This window comes from Bacteroides xylanisolvens, assembly GCF_018289135.1.
GTDB lineage: Bacteria > Bacteroidota > Bacteroidia > Bacteroidales > Bacteroidaceae > Bacteroides > Bacteroides xylanisolvens.
This window is the reverse complement of sequence record NZ_CP072216.1, coordinates 1,370,069-1,387,828: the sequence shown is the minus strand read 5'-3', so window position 1 is coordinate 1,387,828 and position 17,760 is coordinate 1,370,069. Positions and strand designations below refer to the sequence as shown.

15 protein-coding genes are annotated in these 17,760 nt (G+C 38.1%); 5 read left to right on the top strand and 10 right to left on the bottom strand.

Annotation, left to right across the window (positions count from 1 at the left end; genetic code table 11):
• Positions 1–87 precede the first annotated feature (87 nt).
• Genes INE92_RS05720 through INE92_RS05680 form a run of 9 tightly spaced genes read right to left on the bottom strand, consistent with a single transcriptional unit; the run spans position 88 to position 11,899 of the window.
• Complete coding sequence (locus tag INE92_RS05720) at positions 88–984, bottom strand: AraC family transcriptional regulator (RefSeq protein ID WP_008640313.1); 897 nt, start codon at positions 982–984, stop codon at positions 88–90.
• A gap of 52 nt (positions 985–1,036) precedes the next feature.
• Positions 1,037–1,420 carry a DUF4469 domain-containing protein gene (locus INE92_RS05715; RefSeq protein WP_004310750.1) on the bottom strand — a complete coding sequence of 128 codons (384 nt, stop codon included), beginning with the start codon at positions 1,418–1,420 and terminating at the stop codon, positions 1,037–1,039.
• Positions 1,421–1,479: 59 nt separating this feature from the next.
• A complete protein-coding gene (locus INE92_RS05710; protein WP_004310751.1) occupies positions 1,480–2,265 on the bottom strand; it encodes a DUF1566 domain-containing protein in 786 nt (261 codons plus the stop codon).
• Between the two features lie 36 nt (positions 2,266–2,301).
• Complete coding sequence (locus INE92_RS05705) at positions 2,302–4,599, bottom strand: DUF4906 domain-containing protein (protein ID WP_195436442.1); 2,298 nt, start codon at positions 4,597–4,599, stop codon at positions 2,302–2,304.
• A gap of 38 nt (positions 4,600–4,637) precedes the next feature.
• Positions 4,638–7,118: a fimbrial protein gene (locus INE92_RS05700; RefSeq protein ID WP_195436441.1), complete on the bottom strand. Its 2,481-nt coding sequence runs from the start codon at positions 7,116–7,118 to the stop codon at positions 4,638–4,640.
• 21 nt (positions 7,119–7,139) lie between these two features.
• A complete protein-coding gene (locus INE92_RS05695; protein WP_117808879.1) occupies positions 7,140–8,111 on the bottom strand; it encodes a FimB/Mfa2 family fimbrial subunit in 972 nt (323 codons plus the stop codon).
• 3 nt (positions 8,112–8,114) lie between these two features.
• Positions 8,115–9,707 (bottom strand): Mfa1 family fimbria major subunit, encoded by a 1,593-nt coding sequence (locus INE92_RS05690; RefSeq protein WP_008640323.1) that lies wholly within the window; start codon positions 9,705–9,707, stop codon positions 8,115–8,117.
• Positions 9,708–9,762: 55 nt separating this feature from the next.
• On the bottom strand, positions 9,763–11,304 hold the full coding sequence (locus tag INE92_RS05685) for a DUF3868 domain-containing protein (protein WP_117610549.1): 1,542 nt from the start codon (positions 11,302–11,304) through the stop codon (positions 9,763–9,765).
• A 7-nt stretch (positions 11,305–11,311) separates the two neighbouring features.
• On the bottom strand, positions 11,312–11,899 hold the full coding sequence (locus INE92_RS05680) for a DUF3575 domain-containing protein (RefSeq protein ID WP_004314797.1): 588 nt from the start codon (positions 11,897–11,899) through the stop codon (positions 11,312–11,314).
• 619 nt (positions 11,900–12,518) lie between these two features.
• On the opposite strand from INE92_RS05680, the gene INE92_RS05675 reads away from it, so the two are divergent.
• The 5 genes from INE92_RS05675 to INE92_RS05655 all read left to right on the top strand — a co-directional run bounded on the left by INE92_RS05675 (position 12,519) and on the right by INE92_RS05655 (position 16,187).
• Positions 12,519–13,037 (top strand): hypothetical protein, encoded by a 519-nt coding sequence (locus INE92_RS05675; protein ID WP_008775715.1) that lies wholly within the window; start codon positions 12,519–12,521, stop codon positions 13,035–13,037.
• Between the two features lie 145 nt (positions 13,038–13,182).
• Positions 13,183–13,464: a DUF3791 domain-containing protein gene (locus INE92_RS05670; RefSeq protein ID WP_008775716.1), complete on the top strand. Its 282-nt coding sequence runs from the start codon at positions 13,183–13,185 to the stop codon at positions 13,462–13,464.
• Positions 13,458–14,186, top strand: coding sequence for a DUF3990 domain-containing protein (locus tag INE92_RS05665; RefSeq protein WP_117808881.1), 729 nt, complete (start codon positions 13,458–13,460; stop codon positions 14,184–14,186). The genes INE92_RS05670 and INE92_RS05665 overlap by 7 nt, the downstream gene beginning before the upstream one ends.
• A 281-nt stretch (positions 14,187–14,467) precedes the next feature.
• Positions 14,468–15,679, top strand: coding sequence for an AAA family ATPase (locus INE92_RS05660; protein WP_229096936.1), 1,212 nt, complete (start codon positions 14,468–14,470; stop codon positions 15,677–15,679).
• Positions 15,669–16,187 (top strand): hypothetical protein, encoded by a 519-nt coding sequence (locus INE92_RS05655; protein ID WP_049702863.1) that lies wholly within the window; start codon positions 15,669–15,671, stop codon positions 16,185–16,187. Before INE92_RS05660 ends, INE92_RS05655 begins: the two co-directional genes overlap by 11 nt.
• Here the strand turns inward: INE92_RS05655 and INE92_RS05650 are convergent.
• Positions 16,180–17,694 (bottom strand): TlpA family protein disulfide reductase, encoded by a 1,515-nt coding sequence (locus INE92_RS05650; protein WP_195436294.1) that lies wholly within the window; start codon positions 17,692–17,694, stop codon positions 16,180–16,182. The genes INE92_RS05655 and INE92_RS05650 overlap by 8 nt on opposite strands.
• Positions 17,695–17,760: the final 66 nt, after the last annotated feature.

Genomic DNA, 17,760 nt, shown 5'->3' with positions numbered 1-17,760 from the left:
TCCTACTCTTGGAAGAAGGTGCACCACACAAACAAAACAAACAATAGACGACCTTCACAGGCGGTATTTCATATATAACTCAACTAATTATAACTCAATTTCATTTTTAACGTAAATTCTCTCCCTGTATTCAGACGGAGTCATACCGGTATGTTCACGAAAGAATCTTGTCATAACAGAGTTCGACTGGAAGTTCGTGCGTGAGGCCACTTCTTTTATTTCAAGGTCAGAATCCCGTAAAAGAGCCTTTATTTCAAGAAGGGAGTAATCTATAATCCAGTCTTTTGCCGAACGACCGCTCATATCTGTAATTACCATTGTAAGATGCTTGGCGGACACACACATCTTTTTCGCATAAAACGCAACATCCCGACTTACGGTATGAAATTCGATCACCAAACAAAAAAAGTCGAATAAAAGTTTTTCCTTACGGGTGTATTTTACTAATTCGGCAGCTTTCGGATTTCTTTTATAAGCCACATATATATCCCAGTAGAAAACACGTAATAACTGCATGATAGACTCCCGTCTGAATAAGTTGCGGGGTAAGTTGATACGAAAAATCAAAATATTGCAAAAGTGAATGAAACGTTGGCACTCTTCATCGTATAGCGGAGTACTGAAATTTTTCCGCATATAGAAAAAGAAATCAAGCGTAGGTATACATATCCCGCTTATTGTATCCATAAACAGGCTTTTGGGTACTTTTAGAAACGTCATTGAAAAGTCACTGCTAATCTCCGTGACAGAAGCCAGCTGAAAAGGGAAAATGACTACCAGATCATTGGAAACAATCCGTCGTTTATTACCAAAAACATTGAATAACGCACTTCCTCCCGTGCATATCCCATTTATCCCTTCTTCAAGATACATAGGATTTTCATCAAGAGGTAAATCGTCTATTTTAGTATAGACGTTAAACTCTTCTGTTTCCAATATATTATCGAATACTTTATCCTGCTTATATGGTTGGTTCTTTTCCATGGACTGCTATTTATCAATTATGTTGTTTGCCGTTATTTTTATCATACGGATGTCAGTCGTGCCATTTCGATTGAGCAAACTGTACCACCAAAGATATGGGAAAGATGTATAAAAAACTTTCTTTATCTTTCATCAAAATCATCAGTGCCAGGAAATATTCACCTTCATTAATATCAGGAACTGTCATATAAATCTTATCGTCCGAATATTTATGGATATCGCCACATTCTATCAACATTCTGTCATTGACGGAAGAGACAAGATATAGATTGGTACTTTCCCATGTCAACATATCCAGATTGTGACCGGTGATAACAATGGGAGCTTCCGGTGTAATGTTCCCATTACGCCTTTCATTTGAAGGATCATATATTTCTTTGATGACAGGAAACGGCGCTCCTTCAATCATTAATATTTCGGCTTTTATCGTTTTCATTTGATTGATCAGTTATTTTGTATCTTTTGTAAATGAATGAGCAAACTTATATTTCTATTCTATGGAATATCCCGGATGCAACGGAGATAATACTCCTTCTTTTCTTTATCGGAGTAACCTGTATTTAGCCCGTATCCTGTCATTTTATCATCAGCATATAATCGCATTGACCATGCATCTTTAGAATCTCCTCCTTTCTCCGTTGCAGACCAGTAATAAGTAAGATCTTTGGGGGAAAGAGCGAATGGTTGAAAACCGGTTGTTTCTTGAGTCTCCTCCATTTTTTTATAAAAAAGCAAAATCAATGCACATTCCCCACGCGTAGGTACCCGCCAAGTTCCAGTTTCATCCAGACCATCTTTCCCGCGATATGCGGCACATCCCCTGGTAACTGCAAAACTGGGAGTCGAATAAACGTTGCTGTTGGCACTAGTAAGATATCCGTTTGCCGTAGCCCAATCCATCGTTTGTGCTTTTGCTATTCCTTCGCTATTTACAATATCAGGTGAAACGAGAAAGTAACCGGACACCTTCCAGTCACATCCTCCTTCTTTTTGCCTCTCTGTATGCCGTGTCGTTCGGTATACAAAGACATCATTACCGTTTTCATCTTTTTCCTCTTGGGGATTATCATTCGAATCGTATTTATATAACTGAATATAGCTGCGGAAGTTGGTATTTTTGCTCCGGTCCTCCACCTTGTATTTCACCATTCCTTTATCATTGATTGCCGCATATTTATTCCCTCTTAAATCTGTATATATTTCTGTCGATTGAGAATATACTTTTAGTGGAATAAAAAACACAATACAAAATTTTATGACTGTTAATCTAAATATATTCATACTTCTTTTTCAATTTATATTGTTAAATTCTTATGGTCAATATGGAGTATCAGAAGGGGGAGGCACATCCCTGACACATCTATCTGAACCGGAGGTTCTTTCTGGAGTCGTAAGCTTACCACCGGAAGCAGTTAAGAAATAACAATAATTATAGGATGGTGTTATAAACTCTGTTGTCGAGGTTCCACCCCCAAGCCCCGGTAGAGCAGCCGCGCAAAGCCCTAACAACTGGTTTGACGCGGGAAGATACCATTTGAACTCTTCCTCATCAATTATCCCATTCCCGTTCTCATCTCTGTTTCTGTCATAACACGCTCTTGCGCTAAAAGTACTGGCAGGGTATTGATATTGATACAATAACACATGTCCGGACGCATCTTTCTGTGGAATCGGGACATAAGCGTCAACCCAATTTTGATTGTAAGTATTTTCCGCCAAATGCCGGGTCGCCGTTTTACCATTATCCATATTGTCTGTTCCATAGAGTAATTCTGCCGTTTTGATTCTCGCATAGCCAGTTCTTATAGTTCCCGGCTTCACATCTGCCAATAACCGGGATGTAGTTCGTGAAGACATTCTAGTGTATACTAACCCCATATTGTAACTTCCATCCCCGTTTCTCTCTCCTCCTAAACGTCCAAGGTAAATTGCCGCCCGCTGGTCTAAACGAAATATATGTGAAGTTTGCAATGCCTCTCCCGCATCTCCATTGGTCGTGGTAGTTACTTTAATATATAAGGATCGTTTTCCTTTCGTAGCATCTGCACCGGGATCAGGAAAGTTCCCCTCTCCGTCATTAATATATTCATCATTATATAGATAAAACTTCAATTGAGTAGGGAGTATGGTGCTAGCCTTGATATATGTATCCAAAGGTTCTTTAGCATTATTATACGCATCTGTGTAATTGGAAGAAGAAGACAGGCGAAGCCAACTCTGTGTGGGATGTTGGGTACAGCTTTTATCTGTATATACACCCACTTCCACCATCCGTCCTTGAGTCTGGACAACTATCGGTCGGACCTCATAAGCTGCATCCAGATCGTATTTCTCACTAGAAGCGTTGTATGTAGCATCGAATTTACCTCCAATGACTTCCGCGTTATAACTGGCGTGAAACTCCACATACTGACTGACAGAGTATGCCCTGATTCGTTCGTCGTTTTTCGCCGAGTTTATGTCCGCATTAATGGTGGTACGCAAATTATAAAAATGATTGGGTTCCACATCGAAGTTATTTGTATTATTATTTCCGATATACATTTGGTAAATTGCATACTCGCCAGTTGCCGATGTCAAGGTAGAATATGCCCATGCCTCTATCTGCATACCCAATATGGGGGCACTACCCGATGATACCCCATTGACCACTTTGTAATAGCGTTGGTTTTCACTTGCTATGCTTTCTACCGTCCCCTGACAATTCTGCGCAACATACCACGTTGCCGAATAGAAACCATTGGGATCGGGGGTATCAAATTTATCTATCTCAAACGTGACATAAGTATCCGTACCGGTATTCTTCTCGGGATTGGTGAGCCGCACTTTGCTGTTGACATTCAGTAATTTAAGACCCTGCAATTTGTAATTTTCCACTTCGAGTTTATAACGGAACGTAATGCGTGCCATCAACTTCTTTATTGCAATACCTCCCACAAAGCCGGCCGGTTTGTTATATTCTACCAAACCATGGTCACCTCCGTCGATGTCCATAACAGTGATACCCGACACTTCTCCGGCAAGCGGCACTTCATCATCTGCGGTGATAAGTGATTGGGTATGCCCTTCTACATTAATTAGATAATCAAAGCTCCATTTTTTGAGTTCATCAAGAGTTCTCACTCCACTCATGTCATAGTCAAGTTTGGGGCCTAAGACTAATAGGTATAAGGTTTGATTCTCTGCTACTACAAGGGGGACATCTATTGTCAACATATCATTTATAGCAGTCGCCGTATCACTCAACTTATGGGGATTACCATTCATGGAACCATCCTCATTAAACTGGAAAAGCCAGAGATTGTGTAATTTTGTCGTGCCATCGGAAACTCTGGTAGTTGCCGCACGTTGTTCTCGCTCCAATACGACTGTGAAGGATGAATCAGAGCTGTTTTCATTTCTCAAGAATGGCTTAACAGTAGTATATTCACTTGTCGATGTTGGTTCTTCGATAGGCGGAAGACTGACATTCAAACTAACCATAACCACTTTTCCTGTAGCATTTCCCGGACCGAACTCATTCAGGCCGTCTTTTGTACACCCTGTAAATGCCAGTGAAAACAAAACAATGCAAACTGCCCGAAAATACGTCTTATCATTGTTTTTTATTCTCATATTATATCTGCTTATCATCATATTTTTCATCCTTTTTCTTATTTGGTACCTTTCTGATCAATAGACAGACTGCTAATGGCAATACCTACTCCGGTCTCTCTCTCTAAAACGATATAAACCGTAATGCCGATAAGACTCGGATTTTTGTTTGCCGGGATTGTTATTGAGACAGGATAGCTATATGTATTCGATGCAGTCTCTACTTTATCACTGACACTTATTTGTTCGCCACTGTAAACAACTTGTACATACAAATTTCCCGCAGGTATGGGGACATCTGTAGGAGTAAGCTTGATATTTAGATTATAAGTGCCTCCCTCTTGAGGTAAAACGCCCAAAGTGCTTAATTCGGAACTGGCACGTAACTGATACCCGGCTTGTGAAATTGTGAGTAGTGTACTCTTTGTCTGTCCGTCCAATCCGATACCTTCCACCCTTACCCTAAACGAACGGGATGAAGTACTTTCTTTGCGTTTGACATATATAGGGATATTTTGGGTATTGCTGCCGTGTGTCGTATGTACGGCATCATTTCCGGATTCAAACGAGAAATCATCGGTAGTTGCCGTTCCCACATCCGTTCCTGAAGTGACAAGTGTAGCCGTCCAGTAAGGAATATTCGAATCAATACCAAAATAAGCTGTTTTACCGCTTTCCGTTCCCTGATAATCAGGGCTGATGATAATGCCTACTCGCATATAGCTTTCCGGTATTTCGTTGCGGACGCAACGAACCATATATCCGTTTCGTCTGTCCTTATCGGCTCGGAGGTTTGCAGTCACCGTCGGAGTACCTGAAAAATCAAAGATAGAGGCGTTGTTGCTCCAGTAACATCCGGTAGTACCGTCTCCACGTGACGCACCGGATTCATCCCTGTATCGGTTGTGAGGGAATAACAGCCAATGGTACGAAAGGTATCCGTACGAACTTACTTCATTATTTGATGCCGCTATAATATGATTATATTCTTCAGGTGTAGCCATATGCCACTGCCCGTTGTCTACGATTCCCATATCCCTGATTTGGGTTTCGGAAAGACCGGCGAGTTTGCATGGATCTCCCAAGCCCTGTTTGACTTGTTCAGGGGTGTTGCCTGCGGAGATTTCACCGCCAGCCAGGTAAGGGACATTACTCCATCCTGTAATAGTTAAGGGATCGTATGAACTGGGATACCAAAGTACATCGTTCAATGCTTCGGCAGTGGTAGGTGGAACGAAATTTGTGCCATCTTCAGTATCAGGGTCACTGTGCACGGCTATCAGGCTGCCGTATTTGAACAAGACATCCTTATATCCCGTCTCTGAATGATATGCTTTCAGTATACCCGAATAAACACTAAAATCATTCCATATATTCACATTTCTGGATGTATCGGCAACCGCGTCATAATCTGCCGCCTTGTCACTCACAATGACCAGCCCGTCGATAGGTTTCCAGTTGATGGTAATATCATGTTCCTCCATTGCCACTATTTCCGCATATAATCCCATTGCACCCATACCGGTAATGGTGGCGTATATCTGATAATGGTTGTTTCGTGTCAGATTATGGTTCTTAGGGGGATTCTGACCGATATTCAGCAGATAGATACAGTTCAATACTTGCGCACTTCCGTTTTTAAGCACGCATTGCGCGTCGATTTTAAGATAGGTTGCGTGTGATGCATTTTGAGGGTCGGACAATATATGTTCGGGAATATAGGTAGCGGGAGTTGTTATAAAATCTATCCCGTCTTGTATGGTGTAGTTATCTCCATTTATTGTATATGTACCATTATTATTGAGTTCGCCTGTTCCCGGGATAGTAAGGCCATCCGACCAAATATCTTCCGTATATGCCTGCCCTTCTCCTATAGGAGTGGCGACCGGCATACGACATACTTTAACAGTGAGCTTGGTTACTTTGAAATCCTCATCCGGATTAGTTATATTTTTAATAGCTGTAAAGCTGATGCGGGATACCATGCGGGTTACGCTAACAGGCAATTCCGTCATTTTAATATTATTAATTGTTACTGTGGCATTTTTTCCGTCGCTACGGGATTCCACATAGGCACGTATCACATTTCCATACATGGGCGGAGGAGCAATGATACCTACGGCAGAGAATGTCACTTTTTCTATTTTATTTTCCAGTGTAATAGCAGAGAGCTTTTCGGTAAGCTCCGATGTTTCATTGCAGATGATATAAATGTTGTTATATCCCCGTGCCGCTCTTATAGAAGCGGTGTATGTGCCATCGACATTTATGGAAGCATCAGAAACGTCGTTGTATACCAGCTCGTTCTTGTCATTAAATACAATTGCACGTACGGAATTTATGACTTCATCTTTGTCGGTGGTATCATTGCGCGTCCCCATTTTAATACTCATCGGTATCTTTTCTCCTTCGTAAATACGTGCGCCTGTTATTTCGTTCTCTTTTGTACAAGAGTAAGTAAACAGGGCAAACATTGTCAAAAGCAGGACATTTGCCGAAAATTTTATGTTGATAGTTATATTCATCCTTAATCGTGCCATAATTCCGTTTCAAAAAACGATTTACATATCTGTTGGTTGGAACCAGTAGGTCCAATTATTGATGGTTATACTCAATGCAATGTAGCCATTCTCTTCCTTATCTCCGATTCGAATGTTGATATCCCATTCGTATCTGCGGTCGAGGTATTCTTGATCGCCCATCATTTCCGGTTTGCTCATCAACAGGTAGTCAATAAGGTTTATAGTTGTTTTTCCTCCGATATCTATTGTTTTTCCTGACGCTTTTTCGGTGATAGAAAAAGTCATGTCAGCATCCTTAATAAATCTAAGAGTATGGAGGTGGGGTTGTAGGGCGGTCTTACTGTCTTTCTCTTCAACTGAACAAGGATGGTAAATTATATTCTTGCTGCTCTCACCTACATTATTTTTATAGTCATAAGAATTGTTTGCAGTTATTAGTTGTATGTCATATTTTGAAGCATCCACCGGATTATTTCCTCGTATAATGCCTATCGTTATATCATTAGTATTGCGCACCAAGCTGACGTTTTCCGTATTACTGATATTTTCCGAAGAAAACATTAATAGAGGACCGCTATGCCATAATGCATCAAGATGGTTGTTACTTATGTTGTTTTCCGGCTCATATTTCAGCGTTAATTTATTTATTGGATCACCTGTATCCATTGTCGGAAGCTGATAGAATTTATCCGTTTTTCCAGCCCATACAACAGCTGTACAGCCTTTCAAATGATAGGGTATCAGCATACAATAGTCCGGACTTTTTAGCGAATGGCCATTATCAGTAAGTGTCTGTATATATTTTCCTTGCGTATCGAACACGAAAACCTTTACTTCTTCCACCTGTTCGGCGAACCAGTCTTTATTTGCCATGTTATAGTCATATCGGAATTTTAGAAAGAGGTCACATTGATCAAGGTCGTCATGAAGGACATCGCAACCGGTAATCCCTGCCACTATAAAAGCGGCAAGGATTATTTTGTATTTCTTTATGTGTCTTTTAATTCCCATTTATCAATGCAAATCAACACCTTGTGTCCAGTAAGTCCATGGATTGATAGTGATTTTTACAGAAAGGTAAGCATCTGATTCGTCATCATCAGTTCCCGGAGGTGTAGGATTAGTGGGATCAGGGTCAGACGGATCGGGAATCCACGGTGTTCCGGGACCGCTCACGCTCTGAAGGTCAAGGTGATACCAGTTATTGCGCACTACTCCGTATCGGCCTAAAGCCATCTTTTCGGTTACATTCTGATCGTGACGGATCAGGACATCGTAATAGCAAACAGATTCATGATAGTAACGCACGGCACAAAAACGTCCGATGATACCAGTTTTCGCAGTAAGTCCGTTCGCTTGAAGGTTTGTAATAAAATTGTCTATAGTGCTTTGATCGGCATCTCCAGCCACGAGCTTTGCTTTCTTTAAGAATATAGGTAAGTCTGTTTTTAGTCCGCCACTAGGAGTGTTTTTATATTCAGTTTTAAGCTGTTCTAATGTATAATAGTTTCCTTTCCAAGAAAAATAGCTACTATTTTCAGTCAAACTATTAGGAGTGTACTGTGCCTTTACTACCACCTTGGTAGTGAATCCTAATTGTTGTGCCTTAGCTTCCATTGTATTTTCAAGACAATACAGACTTGTTCCCTTACTCTGTGCAACAGCAGGCATCTCCTCACTTTCGCTATCTATATTTTTTAGATAATTGAAAGCTGCATCCATATTAGTTTCCATAGTACTATTATCACTAATATCAGGTTGTTCGCTCTTTAAATAGTTCTTATCCCGACGATAAACCGCTCCAGGCGTGGCATTATCGTAAGTGATAAGTTCGCTATACAGTTTCACACTTTTATTGGTAACGCTTAATTCCCAACCGCCAAAAGTAAATTTGGCACCGTCAGGTTTTGTAGAAAAAGGATCCTTAACCGCAAGTTCTACTTTTGCACTCAATCGATCCACAGAGATTTCTGCAGGATGGTCTTTTGCTTCTTTTTTTGCTGCATCTATTTTGTCTTGGGTATATCCATCCGGCTTATGCACCGTTACTCCCATCAATGCTCCTTCTATGCCAGCTCCTTCGCCTGCACTCGCCATCATGAAATTATCATTGGTAGCGATGTTGGCAATAACTGCTTCAATAGCAGTGTTAATTGCAGACCAAGGTTTACCTTTTACAGCATCCGTAGTTAAATTCCACCCTTTGCTCCCGTCGGTGTAAGGATTGATAACCACAAATACTTTTTTTGTTTTCTCTGGTACTAATTTTGCATCGCTAGCTACAGCTTCCGGGGTCCCTGTTCCACCGGATTCTCCTCCGCTATTCCCAACGGTCAAACCATCAAAATCAGCCACATCAAGGCACACATCATCCTCGTCAAATAATAAAACTTTGACGGCCCCTGCTTTACTTTCCCCAGAACTTCCCGGTTTTTCTTCTACATTCACTGCTCTTGAAGTAGCTGTGTGACTTTGCAGCGAAAGCGACAGATACGCTTTGCCATCCAGTTCACCACCCGGAATATTCCCTTCCCGGGCATCTTCACTACTACAGCCGGCAAATATAAAAACTGCCAATGTAGATAATAGAAAACTTCTTGTTTTCATCATTGTTAAATGTTTAAATGTTGTAAATAAAAAGATAATTATAATATATAAAAAATCAATAATCTAGTTTACTCATCAATTCGATATTCTCTTCTTTTTTGGCTAATTCCTCCAGATTGAGATTTGCTTGTTTCAATCCGGATTCAGCAGCCTTATTTAGATGTAACTTTGCTTGTTCATAGTCACCTCTTAGCAGATGTAATACTCCCACGGCATTTTCGTATTCCGGTGTGGAAGTCTCTGCTCTCTTTAAGTATTTTTCTGCCAAAAGAGTGTCTTTACGTGAAAGTGCAGCCGAAGCGGCATTCAGATTGGCAATCTTATCATCAGGAAAGACGCTAACGGCTGTTTCAAATAATTCGATAAACTCTGGTGAACCATTTTTGTAAGTTAGAGCAACCAAATAAATTTCATTCAGACTCAAATTTTGTGGCCGACTATGAATCAGCACTTTTGCTTGTTCTATATTAAAATTCTGAACATCGTACTCTATTTTACAGATTGCTTTACGCAGATGTGGGTAATACTCACGCAACATAAACCGATAAGGATTGCCATGTTTATATAACATCAACGATTTCTTGCGACTGGTATTCGTTCGGTAGTTTATTTCAACTGGTATGTGATCTATAATATGGAGAATTCCATCCTTTTCTGCCATGTCAGACCTTGCAACCATTTTACGTAGTCCTTCCCAGTTTTCGCCACCATATTCCACCTTGTATAATTCTTTAGAGAAAGGGAAACGAGGGAGAAGGTAATTAACAAGTGCCTTTGCACGTCCTTCGGAAAGCTGTTTGTTAAAAAGGACAGAACCCTCCGGTGAAGCATAACCAATGACTGATATTCCACGAATGGTAATGGCTGTATCATTTTTCACTTCGGCAAGCATGGAGGATATCTTTTTTAGTTCAATCGGATTATTCATATAGTCCGGTTTAATGTCGGTTTTTGATACGACAAAGTCCAGAAATGCTTCACATGACATCTCACGACTTTTGACTGGTTCAACTTTTGGCTGTACGTAACTAATATGTGGAGTGATTTGATAAGGGACGGGAAGTTTCTCCAAAGTAACAGCACCAAAAAGAGGAATAGCTGATAGTAACCTGCCTGGCCTGCAACAGCCCATCACTTCTTTCCTTACATTCAAATATGCATCCTTCATCCATGGCTCGAATGGAATTATCAACGAGTACCGAATCTGTTCTTTTCCAGTCATTCCATACCCTTTTAATATGGAGTATGGAGCTTCTGACTGGTAAAAAGCACGTTCCTGCGTATTCATCAAAGCAAGTTTACGTTTCAGATTCTGATAGTTCTTACGACCTTTAATGGATATTTCCGGCAATTCCATCTGATGGTTTGCAGCAATCAATACTGGTATCAGTTCTATAGAATGATTGGAGCTGACTTGTATATTATCAAAGTTGTAAAGTATTTGAATATGTAATGAATCTCCCGCTTGCTGTAGTTCAAGAGCTGTTGGCTGTATAATTCCTGTATACCATTTCTTGGGATTTTCTTCTCCGTATGATAAAGAAGAAATGGTCAGGAATATGATTAACAGGTATAGGAATGATCTTAATTTTGTCATGGTTGTATTATTTTATAAGAAATATAAGTGAGATTGCAGCTTTAGTTGGTCCAAAATAATTGCGGTTTTCTGTTCCGACCTTTTCACCACAAGTCTTACACCGGAACTTGTCATAATGTAGCCGCACATATCCTGCACCTATATTTGCTTCAAGGCTCCAACGATTACTAAGAAGGAAGTGATAACCATACGAGATGCCTCCTCCTGCTCCCCATCCTTCATATCGGTAATGGCTGGAATTATCCCCGAATAAAAGTGGCAAGTGATGACCGGCTATGTTATATTGTGTTCCTATTATGTGTATCCCCCAAAAATGTCCGCTAAATCTTTCACATGTCCAATAACGATATTCCATTGTACCGAGCCAGTGCACCAGTTTTTTATTTGAAGATGCTTTATTGGGTGTAAACCAGTTAAGTCCGGCGCCAAGTTCTATTGTAGTGCGTGGAGAAAGTCCCCACTCTACTCCCAAGTTAGGAGTACCTGAATATGCACCGTAGAACAGGTTTGTTTTTACTGCTACCTTTTGGGCCGAACATTTTAAAATGCTTCCCCAACATATCAAAAGTAGAATTGCTATATATTGTATTTTCATCAGATGCGTATATTGAATATTTTGCTTTTGCTTGCGTTAATAAATAATTATCGGATGCGAAATTACAAAATAAATATATATTAAAGTAAAACGTTCTGAAATTGCACATTGATTCCGAAGTTTCGTCCAAAATAGTTCTATAAATCACTAAAATGAGGGTTAGATAACTATAAAAAGGACTTATCGGATAAACATTGTTAAATTATTATCCAACTTATTCAATTATCTTTTGTGACATACTAAACGTTTATACACGCGCAAAACAAACGATGTGTAAGGGTGGTTATTTATATTTACATATTACTTGTGGTATTTCAACTATGCGTTTTGAAAGATCAGAATATTACAGCTAGTTTTGTTCCCGGATTTTAAGGAACCATCCGTTTCTTTAAAAGGAACAAGGCGTTCCTCGGTGAGAAACAGGTCGTTCCTTTAAAAGGAACGGCTCCTTGGTTTTAAACCAAAAAACAGTATCTATAATACACTGTATATCAATTTATTATAAAAAGAAGAATTCCGTCCCGATAACCATGGGAATATTCTCAATAAACCAAACGGAATTCACAGTCTAAGGGGCTGTATATACATACTTTTTTATTACAAACTTAAAAAAAATCCCATGGTTACAGTTACAATTAATATCAAGCCATATTTGGCTGGATATATGTATGTCCGATATCGACAAAGTTTAGAACCCGATCCAGAGAACCAGTCTCATTCCTCCTCTCCTTCTTCTTCCAAACGACTTATCCCTATCCATCTCTCCCACATTACTCCAGTTTATCACTTCCTTCATCAACTATCTGTCCCTCATCCGCAAAATACTTCATGGAAAGAAATTGGAAATATTTGCTTTGTACTGCCCAAACCGCGTAATGGGAAGAATCCGGAAGTCTATAACTATATCGGAAACGATAGTGCATTGATTATAGAAAAGGAAATAGAAACGGAGATGAAAGCGGAATTATACTCCTTTCTATTGGAAAATAAGTTCAATAAAGGAGTGATGTTTAAAAAGTCAATAGAACAATTCGTAGAGCACTACGAAATGGTAGGACTGGTACAGGAAGAAACGCTGATGAGGGCATTTCAAAGATGGAGGAAATTGGTGAAAGAAGAAAAAGCTATAAAACTATAATGAAAGTATATTGATTTTGATTTAATATTCCATAAGGAAACGTGATATACTATACTAATTAATTGGAAGAAAGAAGGAACTTTTCTATCTTTGCTAATATTAATCTTTTTCGCTAATGGATTAAGATAAGAAAGGAGAAAATAATATGACCCTCAAAGAAAAACAATTAGAGTTTATTATCTATTGTATAGAGAATACAGCTGAACGGTTAGGACGCTATAGTGCGGATGTATATAATAAACTAAAAGAATTAGGTGCTATAGACGGCTATATAAATGCTTTTTATGATACTTTGCATACCCAAGGCAAAGCCTACATAGTAGATTCTTTATTAGAATATATCTATCATCGTGATCCACAATGGTTACCGAAAGATTATCGTCCTTTTCAAGTTTCGACACAGCAAAAAGGAGATAAGTCATGTTAACTGTTTATCATGGTTCTACTTACCGTGTAGAACAACCATTAGCTGGAGTATGCCGACCAAATCTTGATTTCGGAGTGGGCTTTTATCTTACTGATTTAAAGGATCAGGCTATTCGTTGGGCTCTTCGCACAGCTGATATTCGCCATGAAAAAAGTGTATGGCTCAATATTTATTCATTGGATATAGATGCCTGCCGTAACTCTTCTTTTCATTATTTGCACTTTACCACTTACGATGCACATTGGCTGGATTTTGTTGTAGCATGTCGACAAGGGAATGTTATATGGCAGGATTATGACATAATAGAAGGCGGTATAGCAGATGACCGTGTGATACGTACTATTGACCTTTATATGCGTGGTGATTACACTCGTGAAGAAGCGTTGTCACGTTTGATTCATCAAGAGCCTAACAATCAAATTTGTATTACGAACCAAAAAGTAATTGATGAACACTTACATTTTGTGGATGCTATACTTTTGCCTTTCCCATCTCTCTCAAAAGAAATCCCCAATGCTGATATTGTAATGCAAGGCAAATATTACAGCATTGTAGAACTTCTTGCTACCCGTCTGCATATTTCCAGTCTACAGGCACTTGATATATTTTATAATAGCGAAAGCTACCAGCGCATTGTCCACCGACTTGGAGATCTATATCTCATGAGCGATGCATATATTGTAGATGAATTGATGAGAGAGCTACAAAAAAGACAAGGTTGATATTAGCCTTGTCTTTTATCCCTATTGTTAAGCTGTTCGAGAAGTCTTCTTCCGATGAAGTAGTTAGGCCATCCGGATCGGTGACAGTACTCATATTGTGAATGGCAAAGAAGACATTAAGAAGTTAGCGAAAATTTATAATATGAGTGAACATCTACTAACTTTTTCTTGTTTTTTTCTATAAAAAAGAACTACTTTAGGTATTATACCAGTATTAATGACTACATTTGCCAATAGTTATTCTTTTATATGAGGGATATAACTTAAATTTTTTAATGAGCATGGCACATTTAATTGTAACAGATTTTGGGGCTATAAAATCCGCAAATATAGAAATAAAGAAATATAATTTCTTTATTGGACATACTTCTAGTGGAAAAAGTACTATTGCAAAACTTCTTGCAATATTTAACAATTCGATTTTTTGGACTATTAAAGAAGGAGATTTCAATAGTTTCTTAAGGTTATTGGATAAATATAATATTAATTTTGAATTTACGTCTACAACCATTATTTGTTATAGCAATGAAAAATACTATTGGGAAATAGGCTTAAATAAATTTCACAGTAACTACGAGGATGCTGATTTGATGGAAATGGCTAATACTTCAAAGTCATATGATTTTATTTTAAAATTTATAGAACGAAAAGAAAATAACTTTGCATACAAAGAATTTATCAAAAGTCTTAAAAACCTCTTAGATTTAAAAGATAGCGCAATGGTAGAGTTAATAAAACCTGCCTTAGTTGGACTCCTTTATGAAGAATGTATACCAGTATATATTCCAGCTGAAAGATTGTTGATTTCAACATTTTCTAATAGCATATTTTCTTTACTTCAAGCAGGAGCTAGTATTCCCGATTGCATAAAGGATTTTGGTAGCTTATACGAAAAAGCAAGAATTCAGTATAAGAATATTGATATAAACATTCTTGACATTAAAGTGTCATTCAATAACAATGGTGACACAGTATATCTAATGAATGAAAACAAAGAAGTAAAACTATCTCAAACTTCTAGTGGAATTCAATCAATTATTCCGTTGTGGATTGTATTTAACCAATATGTTGAAAGCAAGAAAAAACAGATATTAGTAATAGAAGAACCTGAATTAAATTTATTTCCTTCTACTCAACACTTCCTTATTGATTGGATCATGAGAAAGATGAGAAGATCAAATGGAAGTATTGTAATTACGACACATAGTCCATATGTGTTATCAGTAGTAGATAATTTAATTTTAGCACAAGAAATATTAAAGAAAAGCAATAAAAAGAAGTTGGTGCTATCTAAAATTAAAGAACTCATTCCATCAATGGCGCTAATTGATTTTGATGATGTATCATCCTACTTTTTTCATTCAGATGGAACTGTTAAAGATATAAGAGATACTGACATAAAATCTTTGGGAGCTGAATACATAGATACGGCTTCTGACAAATTAGGATATATTTTTGACGAACTATGCAATATTGAAAGAAATGAGTTGTAAATGTTTTAATAGAAGATTCGTATTCAAGAATACAGATTCTTTTGATCATAAATATGTTAATTCAAAGTGTAAATGCACTTCTCGTTTTACGATTTGTGAAAATAAAAGTAAGTTCACTATTGCATCTAAAGATATTTCCGAAGTTGATAAAATAAAAATTGATGGTTATTTTGATAGTTCATCAGAGCATAGAAAGTGTGATTACTTATTTGTATACACATCACCCCTTAATTGTGTTTATATTTTTGTAGAACTAAAAGGAACGGATATTGCACACGCTATAACACAAATCGGCAATACAGTGAACTTATTCTACAATCAAGGATATCTAAAAGATAAAAAAGTTATAGGAGCTATTGTTAGTTCACGACATCCATCCAATGACGGTACGTATCGTAAAGCAAAACAAACCCTAGAAAAATCACTTTCATCAAAAATAAAAAGCTTTCGTATAGAAAAGAAGAATAAAGAAATGACATACGATCCTATTAATGATAAAGTTATTTAAGGGCATCGTCAATTCGAGATACAAATTGCGGATTGCTGGGACGTGCCGTAGTTCCGAAATCTACAATTTGCCCTTTTCTATTAATCAACAGATAATAGGGCATTCTATCTATTTTCCATTGTTTGCGAATTTTCTGTAAGTTCTCTTTTCCAAAATAATCAGATGCATAAATACATTCAATTCCCCGGTTTTTCAATGAATACTCATTCAGGCACTCTTCCCATTCCTCCTTGGGTTCACTTACACATATGGAGTATATGACCAGGTCTTTGGTGGAATACTTACTCCGCAATTGTTTCAAAGGTTCCATTTCTGCCAGGCATGGTGGACACCACCTAGCCCAAAAATCGAAATAGATCACTTTCCCGTGATTCTTCTCAAGTATATTATAGACGGGTTCCATGTAAGGCATAGATGTTTTTAGCTTTGAGTTTTCGTGAAACTCACCATATAATAAATTATTGGAAACTGGTTGCGGATTTTCCAGGTAAGATTTAGTCTGATTATATATCTGCATCACTTGTGCACGCAAATGCGGCATTTTTACGATCGAATCAAACTGTGTATGCCTCGTTGTTAAAGCAAGTGTATCATTTGCATTCAAAGAGCCAACTGCCATTTTAGTATATATATACTGGTTCAGTTCATTCTCTCCTACTGCCGACATAATCTCTTCTACAGATGGATTTTTTTTATCTTTGTATGTTATCCCATAAGCTATATAACGTTCTACCTCATCGGCAATATCATATAAACGTGCCGAAAGAATCCCTTTATTATAAAGTTTATTGATCGCAGGCAGAAGTTTATGATACCGATCCATTTCTTTTCTCGTTTTAAACTGGCATTGGCTGCCATAGAATAACAAAGCGTAATAATAGTCCTGTTTCAGTAACTCTTCAGTAAATAACGTAACATCTTCCATTGGTTTATACTTTGTCAGATACTCGTTTCTTCGCTCCAAACGAAAGTCATATTCCTTCTTTAATTCAGCCTCAAAATCCTTAATATTCAAATTCGGGTTTATACTATAATTCTGTATGTAATAGTAGGCGCTTTCTGTAAATGCCAGTATTTCTTGATTCAACTTTTCTGCATCACCTGTTACTTTGGGATGAAAAAGATCTTTGAAGTCTATTTCCACGTGTATGCTATCTCCCGGGTGGATATACAAATGTTCCGCATAATTGCGAATGGAAACTTCTCTTAATTTTGCATAAACCGGAAAGCGGAATGAAAATGAGCCATCTTCTTGTATGGGGGTGCGATATTGATTTTCCATTTTCCAAAAAAATGGAATGATGAGAGTTAATTCCTTTTCTTGAGGATAAAAATCCCGGTTCAACACTTTTCCTGTGATAACAGCCTCTTTTATATATTCTTTCGCTAACGAATAACTTTCTTCTGTCTGTACAGATGATTCGAATTGAGATTTTGCCCGGTCTTTTTGCCCGCATCCGGCTAATAACAAAGAGGTTATTATCAGAAAGGAATAATAGTGTTTCATCGTGCCTGAATATTAGAAAGTTTGCAAATCTAAATAAATAAGAGTTCTTGCTCCTAAATATATGAA